Below are 13,032 nucleotides of genomic sequence, written 5' to 3' on the forward strand. Positions count from 1 at the left end.
TTGCTGAGCGCCCGCAGCGGCAGGCGCTCAGCAAAAAAGAAAAGCGGACAGAGAAGCTCTGCCCGCTGGCGACTTAGGCAGTGGCGCGTTCATTCCAGGAGTCGGAATGAATGATGTTGCCGTCTTTGTAAGTCCAGGTGATTTTTTCGTAACGCAGCTCGATCTGCTCAAGGTGGTTATGCTTCTCGTAAGCAGGATCCTTGATGTCGTGCATCACAGGGTTCACTTTCACCACTTTCACGTTTTCCAGTTTGGTGTTGAAGTACTCCACCTCCTGGCCTGCGTCGTTGATTTTGTACCACTTGAACTCCGCAGACTTGAGGGTCTGACCGGTGGTCACCGCCTTGTACAAATACGGGCTGGAGGCATCGATTTCCTTGGTGAACAGGAATGGGGTGTGGATACGGGTGCCGGTCAGTTTGCCGGTATTGTTATCGGTCGGGATGTACAGGTTATGCTCCTGCGCCACTACTTCGATGCTGCCTTCACGGTCCTGAACGTCTACCGACCCTTTAATGCCCGCGCCGCCGTCGTCCTTCAGCCAAAGATAAACAGGAATTGCCATGGGGTTACTCTCCATTGTGTTGTGATGCGCCATCATCCTGAGAGGGCGCCGGGTGTTTGCCGGGTATCTGACAGGCATTGACCTGCGGTACCAGACTGATTTCGACACGGCGGTTAAGCGCACGGCCCTCCGGGGTGTCGTTGGTTGCGACAGGACGGCTTTCGCCATAGCCCTGCACCGCAAAACAGCTTTCCGGCACGTCGCCGGTGTCACGCATCCAGTCACGCACCGCTTCGGCACGTTTCAGTGACAGAGTCTGGTTCAGTGGCAGATTGCCGGTGTTGTCGGTATGGCCGGACACGACAATCAGCCAACCCGGTTTCGCTTTGATGCCGACCAGCGAATGCACCAGCATTTTGGTGGATCCTACTTTCAGCACGAATTTGCCGGAGTCGAACAGCGACATGCTGTCAAGCCGCACAATTCTCGGCGCCGGCTTGAGTTTTAGCTGCGGCTCAGGCGGCGCTGGCGGGGGCGTATACGAGCGGATAGCATCCAGCACCGGCATGCGCAGACGCTCGCCCTGGTATAAACCGAAACTCATTCGGAGCGGTACGCCATTGCGTGTATGCTCATCCAGCTGTGCCGCATCGCCACGCAAGACGGCAACGGCGTCGGCTTTTGGTCCGAAATCATGCATCGGGATACGGTCATAGCGGGCAATATCGAAGCTCACACGCTGCAGCAGCTGGCGATTGTTCCAGCCACTGCTGAGCAGCGCAGCAATGGCCGCCAGGGTGAAGATGCCGAGCGCGCAGCGCCAGGCACGCCCCCGAGAGGTCAATCCCTGCCCTTCAGGCAACAGCGGCAGAATGAAATCCGGAAGCGGTGAAATAACCGTACTGTCCGTACCCACTGGCTGCCAACCTGCCACCTGCTGCATGGCGGTAAGGCGAGAAAGCCACACCGTCCAGGCCGATGTCGCCAGGCTGCCGGCCAGGATCGGCCCCATTCCCCACAACACTGCGGCGGGTGCAATGGCCGGAACCTCGGGGTTCTCATCCGTAAAGACAGCGTTGACGTGCTGATGGAACCAGCTCATCAGGCAATTCATCAGTAGCTGTTGCTGCATCGCAGGCGTTCCGCCGGTGGTCACCCATGCAGCGATTGAGCCAGGCGCAGAAGACGCGCGCCAGACCCTCACCGCTTCTCCCGGAAGAGCGGCCTGCCACAACATGTCATTCGTCATCGCGCTGCCGATTTGACCATTCAGAACCAGCGGCACAGAATGTCCGGTTTCCTTACGCAGTTGGCTGATTTGCCAACGCAGGGCCAACAGACGGCTGGTAAGCCGCTCACTGTCAGCATGTTTCTGCGGACAGACGCTGACCATTACTGACAGCTGAGCCCCCCACTCAGGCCGCTGCCACAGCACCTGACGAGCCGCCTGCTCCAGGTCATGAGCATGCTCCACGCGGATCCAGCACCCCTGCGTGACGGTGAGCACCGGTGACGGGTGCGGCCAGGCCAGCGGCAGATCGCCACAGACCAACACCACGGGTTGACGGTAAGCGGCCTCCGGGAGGGCAGCCAGACACAGGTTGGCATCATGTTCCTCACGACGACTGGCGACGAACCAGAACGCCATGATGAGCCCCAACATCGCCAACAGGGCGAGAACAGAAACCAACCGGGATACCGGCAAAAGAGCCAGGCATACCGCGGCACTCAGCAGGGCGGCCCATAACGCCAGACCACGCCGTTGTGCAGGACTCATTTCACCACTCCCGGCAGCAGCGTCCGCAACGTCAGATCGAGCCAGTGGTCCAGCCCCCACCAGAGCGCGACAACCGCCATTACGCTCAGACCAATGCGCACAGGCCAGGCATCCAGCCAGCCGCCCAGGCGCCGGCCGGTACGGTTTTCTGCCAGTACAGGATGGGTCTGCGGATAGCCGAACGGAGCCACCTGTTCGCTCAGGGCAGCCACGAGTTTCTGGCGTTCCGGGGAGTTCAGGGAGTGGAAATTTCCCAGGAAGCCGAGCATCATCACCCGCTGAAAACAGGTCAGCACAGCCAAGTCCGGAGCCGGATCCCGCAGTACATCGCGCATCCGCTCGCACAGCGTATCGCCGGCATCCATAGTGCCGAGGAAGTGCCCTTGCAGCGGAATGTCATACCACTGCACGCAGGCGTCATCCTCCACACCGCGGCCTTTAACCGCCTCATCAATCAGGGCACACTGCGCAGTCATGATGTGCAGACAACTGGCCTCATCGAGTTCGCTCGCTTTCAGTTCACGCTGTACGCGCTCCACATCGGCGATACAGCGCTCCCACAGGATCCGCCCTTCACCCTCCTGGAACTGCGGGCCGTGGCGCAAGCTGATCGCCTGCAGCCAGGTGTCCTGCAGCAACGCATCGATATCAATAGACGCGGCGGCGCCGCGTTTACGCTCACTCATGTTCTCAATACCGCAAAGAGTTCAAGTTCAGGCTCGCCGAGCATCCCAGGAACGTAAAACATACAGGTGCCGCTCTGGAGCATGTCGGCCGCCAGCGGATGGGAGAGATCGAGGCTGAAATACTGATTTTCCAGACGCAGCGGAATGGCCGCCGGTACATGACGCAACGGCGTCAGCGGCACCCCGACCCGCGAAGAGTTGACAATGCCCCGGACATGGTCCGGACTGCCCACTTTGCACTGGCGCGGGAACTGCTCCTGCAGCTGCGCCACCGGCATAGGTGAACGCACGGAGAGGTAGTAATCGGCCCCCTCGCGCAAACGGGGGTCATGCAGGCGGGCCTGCCAGAAGTGCAGCCGTGAATCATAGTCCAGCTCCAGCGCCACCACCCGCGACGGCAGGCTGGCTTCGAGCAGGTCACCGAGCAAATCAAACAGCGGCGGAAGCACCGTATTGAGTTGCTCATGCTGCCAGGCGGGAATCGCACTCACCTGATGCTCCAGTGAGAACGTCAGCAGGCTGCCGGCCAGCCGGGCCAGCTCCGGATAAAGGCGCTCTGGCGGGCTTTGCGGGTGGCGCTGAAACTGCCCAAGCACGGGTTCGGCACTGTTCAGGGCATTGAGCAACCAGAACAAGGACACGTCGGCCACGGCGAAATCGGCCATGCGCTCGTTGCTTTCGCGGCGCATCGCCATCAGGCGCCCCAAACGGGCGCGCAACTGGATCATCAGTTGCTCAAGCTGGGTGACCAGCCAGCGGCTTCCTTGAATGCTCAGGAGAGGCGGGAGAAACGTCTCATCAAGCGCCCAGCCCCCCTGCGAATCCTGCTGCAGGCGGGCAACCGGACAGCTCAGGTAATCGCTGTTGTTTTGATGGGCAAACCGCAGCGTCAGCTCTGGTTGCATCACCGCAATCTGGCGGGTATCGTCCCCAAAAGCGTTGCGGATATCGCGCCAACGCTGGCGATAACGCACCGGCCGCTCCGCCTCCTCATCAGGTTTCAGGCAGTTGCCGCCATTCGCCCGCAGCAGCGGAAGTGCGAGAACGATCGCTACATCATGCGATTCGTTCTCAAGCGACAGCGCCGGCGGCAGCGCATCAACATTGTCGGTATCAATCAGCGTGCCGTCCTGAAACCGGACCTGCAGACTACGGGCCTGAAGGCGCCCAAGCTTCAACATATCAGGCTCGAAAGCGGCATCAATGACCCCCCAGGGATGAGAGAGCCCCATCTGGGCGATACATTCCGCAGACCAGGCCGCATACGCGACCTGTTGCTGGAAGTGCTGAGGCGAGACCATAATGCCCCTGCCCCATAACGGTTGTTCCGTTTTCATCGGCATCCTGCCCTGGGTTATGCTTTCGCCTTCGGCATCTGGGAAACCAACGACAGGTTGACGTCCATGCCTTCCACCTGGAAATGCGGCACCGCATACAGCTTCACGCGGAAGAAACCCGGGTTGTCTTCGATATCCTCTACCACCACTTTCGCGTCCCGCAGCGGGTGGGAGGCCTGCAACTCGTCGCCCGGATCGGTCATTTCTGTCACCAGACCGCTCACCCAGGTGTTAAGCTCCAGCTCCAGCAGACGGCGGTCTTTGGTGGTGCCGATGTTTTCACGCTGGATAAGCTTCAGATAGTGCGCGATGCGTGACAGCAGGAAGATATACGGCAGGCGAGCGTTGATACGGCTGTTAGCTGTCGCATCGGCGGTATCGTACAGGGCCGGCTTCTGCGCGGAGTTGGCGCTGAAAAAGCACGCATAGTCGCGGTTTTTGTAATAGCTAAGTGGAATGAATCCCAGGTTAGCGAACTCAAATTCGCGCGTCTCCGGGATCATCACTTCAGACGGGATCTTCACCTGGCTACCGGTACCGAGGTCATACAGATGGATAGGCAAGTCTTTGACTGCCCCACCCGCCTGCGGGCCACGGATTTGTACGCACCAGCCGTTGTTGATAAAGCTGCGCACCATGTTGGCGGCAAAGGAAAACGACGCATTGGTCCACAGGTATTTGCCGTGATCCGGACCCTTAACCTCTTCCACATAGTTGAAGCTGCGTACCGGTACGGTATCCGGGCCATAGGGCAAGCGCCCCAGGACACGTGGCATCACCAGGCCGATATAGCGGGCATCATCGGTCTCGCGGAAGGCTTTCCACTTGATGTACTCGGCGCGGTCAAAGTAATTGCCGATATCTTTAATCGCAGCGACGTCTTCCATCGAGTCCTTGAGGAAGAATGCCGGCCCTGCCGAGCCGATAAACGGCATATGGGCGGCGGCAGACACTTTCGATATATTGCGCAACAACGCCACATCCTGCGCAGATGCATCAAACTCGTATGCGGAAATCAGCGCGGCAATCGGCTCTCCTCCCGGAGAATCGTATTCTGCGGTATAGGTGTGTTGGTATAATCCGCTCTGAATGATCTCCGGTGCGTCTTCAAAGTCCTGACGCAAGTCCTCTTTTGACAGGTCAAGCAGTTCGATTTTGACGTTCTGACGAAAATCGGTTTTATCAACCAAAGACTTCAGGCCACGCCAGAGACTTTCCACCGCCTGAAAGTCCTCATGGTGCATCACCGCATCCAGCTGGCGACTAATCTGGTGATCCAGCTCCGCGATATGATGGTCAATCAGGTTTTTGTCGAGTTTCTCAACTTTTGAGCCTGCTTTGGTCAGACATTCCAAAAATACCTGCATACCGGCCGTCAAACGCTCATCCGCCGTCGCATCCGACATCGCTTGCGCATCCTGCCAGATATCCAGCGCACTCAGCTCAGACACTGGGCTCAGGTTGATTTTTTCAAACAGGGAGGTATACACGCCTCCGGCTTGCGACCGTTCCAACACGATGCTTTCGCCACCCACGGCATTCTCATTTTTTACAGACATCAGCATTTCCTTCATTAATCCGTTAAATATCGCGACCGTTATGGCTGCTTCGGCGCCAGCGCAGACAGCTCATTGCGCAGTTCAGCGCTGAGCATCGGGTCGAGCAGGATTTTTTCCAGCTCTTTGCGGAAGGCCTGGTTGTCCAGCAGGTTGGCTTTGAGGTCACGCAGGAGATTGCGCATAGCCAGCATGGCTTTAAGCTGCGGAATTTGCCGGGCAACCTGCTCCGGCGTGAAGTCACTCATTTCACGGAAGGCCAGGCTGACGCTTTCTTCACTGCCGTCACCGGCCAGGGTGTTTTCAACCGTGAGATTCACGTTGGGAGAAAATTCGGCCAATACGCTGTCAAAATTGTTTTTATTAATATTGATCTTTTCACGCTCAGACACGGTACGCTGCTCATTACCGTTGCCGTAATCCCCCACGACCAGCAGCTTAAGGGGGAGTTCGACCTTTTTCTGAGCACCGCCGGTGTGCAGATCGAGTTTAATGTTGACGCGAGCCTTGGGGATCTCGGACTGATAAGAATTAGACATGGCTGTCCCTGCGCTATAAATTAATAGATACAGTCAATGCCAGTGAGAAATAAATAAGAAAGGCTAATACTGCCAGAACAATACCCCGAATCACGTCATCCGACGCGAATTAAAATCTCAGGGTGAAAAAGCAAGCGCATTCCATTCACTAGCGGGCTGACACGGTATTTTTGGGCGCTTATCTGAAATAAAAAACTCGGGTAAACACCTACAAATGGGGAGTGTAAAAACATTAGCTAAGCGAGTAAAAACAAAAATATGTAACAAAATTTTACATTAAGTGGATTTAACAAAAAAAGATCATAATTATGATTTATAAGAACTTTCCTGCATCACCCTCTTCAAGCCTTATGGGGCAAGGCCGTGCGAAAATTGATCGGCTCAACGTAAGGTTTGAGGGCGCGAAAAATAACGTCAGTTGTGTGAGATGTCTGATTTTTTATTTTTATCAAAAATGAGATCTCGGTTGTTACTAAGGTCTATAAAAAGTTGTCGCCATACCTGAATTTTCACTTTTTTATTATTCATTTAAATTATACTTTCTTATCGTCGTAAATATTACTGATATATCTGACGCATTTAATTCTGAAAATTTCCGCTGGATTTCATTGATTGTTTTGTATTTCCACGATGTCGCCCTTTCCTTCGCCAGCGCCGCACGCGCGCAAACTTTCATCTATCACAGCCATCGCTTAAAAAAACCAACGCCTTCAACTACGATTAGTTTGTGACCAGAGCAAGGCTCTGCGATCCGGCAGATAACCCTATGAGGATTATCACCATTATCCATGCTGTTTAAGCCGCTCTCCTTCACGCGGCTAAGAAAGGTTGATTATGGCTCGCACCACCCCTATCGAACGTTACCGCAATATCGGCATCTCCGCGCACATCGATGCCGGCAAGACCACCACCACCGAGCGGATTCTGTTTTACACCGGGGTCAGCCACAAGCTGGGTGAAGTGCATGACGGCGCGGCGACCATGGACTGGATGGCGCAGGAACAGGAACGCGGCATCACCATCACCTCGGCGGCCACGACCTGCTTCTGGAACGGCATGCAGCATAATTATCCGCAGCACCGCATCAATATCATCGACACCCCCGGGCACGTCGATTTCACCATTGAAGTGGAGCGCTCGATGCGCGTGCTGGACGGCGCCGTGATGGTTTACGACTCGGTGGGCGGCGTGCAGCCGCAGTCGGAAACCGTCTGGCGCCAGGCCAACAAATACAAAGTGCCGCGGCTGGCGTTCGTTAACAAGATGGACCGCATCGGCGCGGACTTTTTCCGCGTGCGCAAAATGATGATCGAGCGCCTGAAAGCCAACCCGGTGCCGATCGTTATCCCGATTGGCGCCGAAGATCACTTCAGCGGCGTGGTGGATTTGGTGCGGATGAAGGCCATTCTGTGGGACGAGGCCTCGCAGGGCATGAACTTCAGCTTCGAAGAGATCCCGGCCGACCTGCGCGACTCGGCGCAGGAATGGCGTGAAAACATGATTGAGGCCGCCGCCGAAGCTTCGGAAGAATTGATGGAGAAATACCTCAATCAGGTGCCGCTGAGTGAAGAGGAGATCGTTCACGGGCTGCGGGTGCGCACCGTCGCCGGTGAAATCCAGCCGATGCTGTGCGGCTCGGCGTTCCGCAACAAAGGGGTCCAGCGCATGCTGGACGCGGTGATCGAACTGATGCCCTCGCCGCTCGACGTGCCGCCGATGGAAGGCCACGGCGAACACGATGAAATCATCACCCGCAAAGCCGACGACAACGAGAAATTCTCGGCGTTGGCGTTCAAACTGATGACCGATCCGTTCGTCGGCCAGCTGACCTTCGTGCGCGTCTACTCTGGGGTGCTGGCCAAAGGCAGCAGCGTTTACAACCCGATCAAGGGCAAAAAGGAGCGTATCGGTCGCATCGTGCAGATGCACGCCAACGATCGTAAGGACATCGACGAACTGCACGCCGGCGACATCGCCGCCTGCGTCGGCCTGAAGGACGTCACCACCGGCGATACGCTGTGCGATCCCGGCGCCATCATCACGCTGGAGCGCATGACCTTCCCTGAACCGGTGATCGCCCAGGCGATCGAGCCGAAGACCAAGGGCGACCAGGAGAAAATGGGCATCGCGCTGCAACGCCTCTCTTCAGAGGATCCGTCGTTCCGTGTGCGCACCGATGAAGAGTCCGGCCAGACCATCATCTACGGCATGGGCGAGCTGCACCTGGAGATTATCGTCGATCGCATGCGCCGCGAATTCGGGGTGGAGACCACCACCGGCAAGCCGCAGGTGTCGTACCGCGAAACCATCCGCAAACGGGTGGCCGACGTGGAAGGCAAGTTCGTGCGCCAGTCCGGCGGCAAGGGGCAATACGGCCACGTGGTGCTGACCGTCGAGCCGAACGAACCCGGCAAGGGCTTCGAGTTCTTCGATGAGATCAAGGGCGGCGTCATTCCGGGCGAGTTTATCCCGGCGGTGAAAAAAGGCGTGCTCGAGGCGCTGAACAACGGCGTGCTGGCCGGTTACCAGGTAGTGGACGTCAAGGTGCACCTGACCTTCGGTTCTTACCATGACGTCGACTCGTCGGAACAGGCGTTTCGCATGGCGGCGATCTTCGGTTTCAAGGAAGCCTGCCGCCTGGCAGATCCGGTGATCCTGGAACCCATCATGTCGGTGGAGGTGGAAACGCCGGAGGATTACGCCGGCAACGTGATGGGCGACCTCTCCTCACGCCGTGGGCTGGTGCAGGGCATGGAAGAGATCCCGGGCGGCGGCGGCAAGGAGATCCGCGCCAAGGTGCCGCTTTCCGAGATGTTCGGTTACTCGACCACCCTGCGTTCGATGTCGCAGGGCCGTGCCACCTACACCATGGAATTCAGCCACTACGCCGAAGCGCCGCGCAACGTGGCCGAAGAGATCATTCACCACAGCAAGCGTTAATCCTCACGCCCGCCTTCATGACGGGCGTCACCCCTGCTTTTCCTCCAGCGCCACCACCATCGGCTGCGGTTTGATGCGCATGGCGTACACCACTCCGGCGATCAGGCAGACAATGCCGGCCAGCGTCAGCAGCGGCGGCCAGGTCTGGCGCAGCAGAAAGGTATAGGCCAACCCCGCCAAAATTTCGAACACGATGAGCGGCCCCACCAACACCGTCGGCAGCCGCTGGCTGGCTTCGTTCCAGCACAGCGCCCCCAGCCAGGAGCAGAACACGCCGATGATCAGCATCAGCGGAATAAACACCTCGGGGCGCGGGCCGAACGGCAAGGCGAACGCCGGTTCGCTCAGCGCCAGCTGGCCGCAGACCGCCAGATAGCCCAGCAGCGCCAGCGGCAACGTCGCCAGCCCCTGCGCCGTGGCCCAGGTGGCCGGCCGCTGCGTCGGATTCTCCCGCAGCCAGCGTGAATTCCGCAGCGGGAACCAGGTCCAGCACGCTACCGCCAGCAACGCCAGCCCGAGGCCGCTGAGATAACGCCAGCCGTCGATCGTTTGCGCGTTGCTGCTCAGCTCGGCGACGTTCACGCACGCCAACCCGCAGACGATCAACAGCAGCGCCGGCGCCAGTTTGCCCCAGGCCAGCCGCCCGTCATGCCGGCCGTAAAACAGGTTGGCGCAGATGGCGATCACCACCGGCAAAGTGCCGATGATCATGGTCGAGACCGGTGCGCCGGTGCGCTGAATGGCGCTGGCTAAACACAGGTAGTACAGCAGATTGCCGATGGCCGTCAGCTTGAGCGCCTCCAGCCAATCCTGGCGCCGCAGCTTGCGCAGGCGACGGCGATCGAACCAGGCCAGCGGCAAGGTGATCAGCCCAAAGGCCAGATAGCGCCCGGTAGACTGCAACGCGGCGGGATAATCCGGCACCAGCAGCGGGCCGACGAAAATCAGGCCCCACATCAGCCCGGCGGCCAGAGCAAATACAACGCCAATGAACATAATGACTCCGACAAACGGCCGGTGCGGCCAACCCGCCCGACAAGACAGCGGCAGAGTAGCGAGAACGCGGGGAGGAATGATTGTAGCAGGTTGCTGTTTTAGCCCAATTTCACCTGTTTCTGGAAGCGCACCGGCGTGACGCCGTAACGGTTGGCGAACGCGCGCGTCAGATGTGCCTGATCGGTCAACCCCGCCGCCGCCGCCACCTGAGCGGCGGGCATGCCGCGCTCCAGCATGCGTTTGGCCTGCGACAGCCGGATCGCCATCAGCATCTGCTGCGGCGAGACGTGATATTCGGCCTTGAACTTGCGCTGGAAATGGTAGGGGCTGAGCGAGACCAGATCGGCCAGTTGGTGGAGGGTTACGGCCTCGGCGTAATTATCGTGCAGGTAGCTTTTCACCACGTCGAACCGGTGCGCCGCCTCGGCTTTGTGTCGTTGCCCGGTGCGGATATGCGGTTGCAGCAACTCGACCGCCTCCAGCAGCAGGCCGTCGAGCGTAAGCGGATCCTCGGTTTGCCACAGCGCGGCGAGAATGACCGACAGACGCTGCGCCGCCCGCGGATCGTGGCGCACCGCATCGGTAAACCACTGGCTCCGATCGCCGGACAGCTGCTCCAGCGCCTCGGGCGCCAGATAGAGCATGCGGTAACACCAACCGCCCGGCGTTTCGGCTTCGCCGGTGTGCAGCTCGTCCGGGTTCATCAGCACCAACGCCCCAGGCGCCGCCAAATGCTGCGCGCCGCGATAGCGGAAACGCTCGGCTCCGGTATCCACGGTGCCGATGGCGAAGGCGTCATGGGTATGCGGCTCGAAGGCATAGCGCTCAATGTGCGCCTGATAGAGTTCGACGCCGGGCAGATGCGACAAATGCCGAAACTGCGCGCAATCCTTCTCGAACGGAAACTGTTGTGGAACCCCTTGCACCCGACCTCCTCGTCCGTGTTGACAATCTGCTCAGCATAGCCAAAACATCGCCGATTGAGTAGCTGCCCTGGTCCTTTCGTGCCCCTTGCCTGGACGATCGCCGCCATTCGGCGTAGGGTTAAAGGTCCCTGTCCCATTCAGGCGTGCCGCATCGCGAAGCTCATCGGCCCCTGACACTCCGCAAACAAGAGGCAACAATGTATCCGGATACTCAACTGTATATCGACGGACAATGGCGCAACGCGCTGGCCGGGAAAACCTTGCCGGTCACCAACCCCGCCACCGACGAGGTCATCGGTCAAGTGGCGCACGCCGCCACAGCGGATCTCGATCTGGCGCTGGCCGCCACCGAGCGCGGATTTAACCTCTGGCGCGACACCGCCGCGCACCAGCGCGCCAACCTGATGCGCAAAGCCGCTGCGCTGCTGCGCGAACGCGCCAACGCCATCGCCGCCATCATGACGCAGGAACAGGGCAAACCGGTGGCGCAGGCCAAAATTGAAATTCTCAACGCCGCCGATGTCATCGACTGGTTCGCCGGCGAAGCCACCCGCACCTACGGGCAGATCATTCCGTCCCGCGCCCGCGACGTGCAGCAGCAAACCCTCAAGCTGCCGGTCGGCCCGGTGGCCGCCTTCACGCCGTGGAACTTCCCGATCAACCAGATCGTGCGCAAGCTGTCCGCCGCGCTGGCGGCGGGTTGTTCCATCATCGTCAAAGGCCCGGAAGAAACCCCGGCCTCCCCGGCTGAGCTGATTAAAGCCTTCGCCGACGCCGGTATTCCTGCCGGGGTGATCGCGCTGGTGTACGGCACCCCGGCGGAAATCTCGGAATACCTGATCCCGCATCCGACCATTCGCAAGATCTCCTTCACCGGCTCCACCCGCGTGGGCAAACATCTGGCGGCGTTGGCCGGCCAGCATATGAAAAAGGCCACCATGGAACTGGGCGGTCATGCGCCGGTGCTGGTCTTCGACGACGCCGATCTCGACGCGGCGGCCAAAGAGCTGGCGCAGTCGAAGTTCCGCAACGCCGGCCAGGTCTGTATCGCCCCGACCCGTTTCCTGATCCAGCAAGGCGTTTATGAGGCCTTCGTGGAGAAATTCACCGCCGCGGTGCGTGAACTCAAACTCGGCAACGGGCTGGAAGACGGCGTGACGATGGGGCCGATGGTGCTGGGCCGCAGCGTCGACAATATCGAAGCGCTGGTGCAGGACGCCATCGCCCACGGAGCGAAAGCTTGCACCGGCGGCAAGCGCGTGGCGGGCAAAGGCAACTTCTTCGAGCCGACGGTGCTGCGCGACGTGCCGCTGAGCGCACGCGCCATGTCGGAAGAGCCGTTTGGCCCGGTCGCCCTGCTGCGTCCGTTCGCCACCTATGACGAGGCGATCGCCGAAGCCAACCGCCTGCCGTACGGGCTGGCCGCCTACGCTTACAGCCGCAACATCGCCACCGTCAATGCGCTGGGGCGCGACGTGGAGAGCGGCATGCTGAGCATCAACCACATCGGTTTCGGCCTGCCGGAAACGCCGTTTGGCGGCGTGAAAGACTCCGGCCACGGCACTGAAGGCGGCAGCGAAGCGATCGAGTCCTACCTGGAAACCCGCTTCGTCACCGTCGCCGGCCGTTAATCTCGTGTCTGATGAATAAGTGCGAGTAATGCTGGTTAGTTAGCGTTTTTCTGAACGTATTTGTGCAGTTTTCGGTCGATAAAGGTGAGATGCGCCATGAGGCTCATACGCCTCGACCGAGCCAGGGGCCGAAGGCGCG

General features: G+C 59.3%; 10 protein-coding genes. 2 read left to right on the forward strand and 8 right to left on the reverse strand.

The window, feature by feature from the left end; translation table 11 throughout:
- Positions 1–73 precede the first annotated feature (73 nt).
- From hcp to tssB, 6 genes are read right to left on the reverse strand one after another with little or no spacing between them, the layout of a single operon-like run.
- Positions 74–565, reverse strand: coding sequence for a type VI secretion system effector Hcp (gene hcp / locus AC6BYQ_RS01090; protein WP_498056143.1), 492 nt, complete (start codon positions 563–565; stop codon positions 74–76).
- A gap of 4 nt (positions 566–569) precedes the next feature.
- Positions 570–2,282, reverse strand: a complete 1,713-nt coding sequence (locus tag AC6BYQ_RS01095) for an OmpA family protein (protein WP_498056144.1) — start codon at positions 2,280–2,282, stop codon at positions 570–572.
- Positions 2,279–2,968, reverse strand: a complete 690-nt coding sequence (gene tssL / locus AC6BYQ_RS01100) for a type VI secretion system protein TssL, short form (RefSeq protein ID WP_498056145.1) — start codon at positions 2,966–2,968, stop codon at positions 2,279–2,281. The genes AC6BYQ_RS01095 and tssL overlap by 4 nt, the downstream gene beginning before the upstream one ends.
- Complete coding sequence (gene tssK / locus AC6BYQ_RS01105; RefSeq protein ID WP_498056146.1) at positions 2,965–4,305, reverse strand: type VI secretion system baseplate subunit TssK; 1,341 nt, start codon at positions 4,303–4,305, stop codon at positions 2,965–2,967. Before tssK ends, tssL begins: the two co-directional genes overlap by 4 nt.
- Positions 4,306–4,322: 17 nt before the next feature.
- Positions 4,323–5,870: a type VI secretion system contractile sheath large subunit gene (gene tssC, locus AC6BYQ_RS01110; protein ID WP_498056317.1), complete on the reverse strand. Its 1,548-nt coding sequence runs from the start codon at positions 5,868–5,870 to the stop codon at positions 4,323–4,325.
- A 32-nt stretch (positions 5,871–5,902) separates the two neighbouring features.
- Positions 5,903–6,400: a type VI secretion system contractile sheath small subunit gene (gene tssB, locus AC6BYQ_RS01115; RefSeq protein ID WP_198635975.1), complete on the reverse strand. Its 498-nt coding sequence runs from the start codon at positions 6,398–6,400 to the stop codon at positions 5,903–5,905.
- A gap of 834 nt (positions 6,401–7,234) precedes the next feature.
- Here tssB and fusA point away from each other — a divergent pair.
- Positions 7,235–9,340, forward strand: a complete 2,106-nt coding sequence (gene fusA / locus AC6BYQ_RS01120; RefSeq protein WP_019455434.1) for an elongation factor G — start codon at positions 7,235–7,237, stop codon at positions 9,338–9,340.
- 27 nt (positions 9,341–9,367) lie between these two features.
- Here the strand turns inward: fusA and AC6BYQ_RS01125 are convergent, their stop codons facing one another.
- Together AC6BYQ_RS01125 and AC6BYQ_RS01130 are read right to left on the reverse strand one after the other, a co-directional pair.
- On the reverse strand, positions 9,368–10,336 hold the full coding sequence (locus tag AC6BYQ_RS01125; RefSeq protein WP_019455435.1) for a DMT family transporter: 969 nt from the start codon (positions 10,334–10,336) through the stop codon (positions 9,368–9,370).
- Positions 10,337–10,434: 98 nt separating this feature from the next.
- The gene (locus AC6BYQ_RS01130) at positions 10,435–11,262 is read right to left on the reverse strand and encodes an AraC family transcriptional regulator (protein WP_019455436.1); all 828 of its coding nucleotides are present in this window, start codon (positions 11,260–11,262) and stop codon (positions 10,435–10,437) included.
- Positions 11,263–11,459: 197 nt separating this feature from the next.
- Between AC6BYQ_RS01130 and AC6BYQ_RS01135 the strand changes: the two genes are divergently transcribed.
- Positions 11,460–12,893 (forward strand): NAD-dependent succinate-semialdehyde dehydrogenase, encoded by a 1,434-nt coding sequence (locus AC6BYQ_RS01135; protein ID WP_198635977.1) that lies wholly within the window; start codon positions 11,460–11,462, stop codon positions 12,891–12,893.
- The last annotated feature ends 139 nt before the right edge of the window (positions 12,894–13,032 follow it).

This window comes from Serratia sp. LTN-2 (genome assembly GCF_059740205.1).

Coding starts and splice junctions, on each gene's coding strand:
- tssL (WP_498056145.1), bottom strand. CDS start 2,968: ATGAGTGAGCGTAAACGCGGCGCCGCCGCGTCTATTGATATCGATGCG.
- fusA (WP_019455434.1), top strand. CDS start 7,235: ATGGCTCGCACCACCCCTATCGAACGTTACCGCAATATCGGCATCTCC.
- tssC (WP_498056317.1), bottom strand. CDS start 5,870: ATGCTGATGTCTGTAAAAAATGAGAATGCCGTGGGTGGCGAAAGCATC.
- hcp (WP_498056143.1), bottom strand. CDS start 565: ATGGCAATTCCTGTTTATCTTTGGCTGAAGGACGACGGCGGCGCGGGC.
- AC6BYQ_RS01125 (WP_019455435.1), bottom strand. CDS start 10,336: ATGTTCATTGGCGTTGTATTTGCTCTGGCCGCCGGGCTGATGTGGGGC.
- tssK (WP_498056146.1), bottom strand. CDS start 4,305: ATGAAAACGGAACAACCGTTATGGGGCAGGGGCATTATGGTCTCGCCT.
- AC6BYQ_RS01135 (WP_198635977.1), top strand. CDS start 11,460: ATGTATCCGGATACTCAACTGTATATCGACGGACAATGGCGCAACGCG.
- tssB (WP_198635975.1), bottom strand. CDS start 6,400: ATGTCTAATTCTTATCAGTCCGAGATCCCCAAGGCTCGCGTCAACATT.
- AC6BYQ_RS01095 (WP_498056144.1), bottom strand. CDS start 2,282: ATGAGTCCTGCACAACGGCGTGGTCTGGCGTTATGGGCCGCCCTGCTG.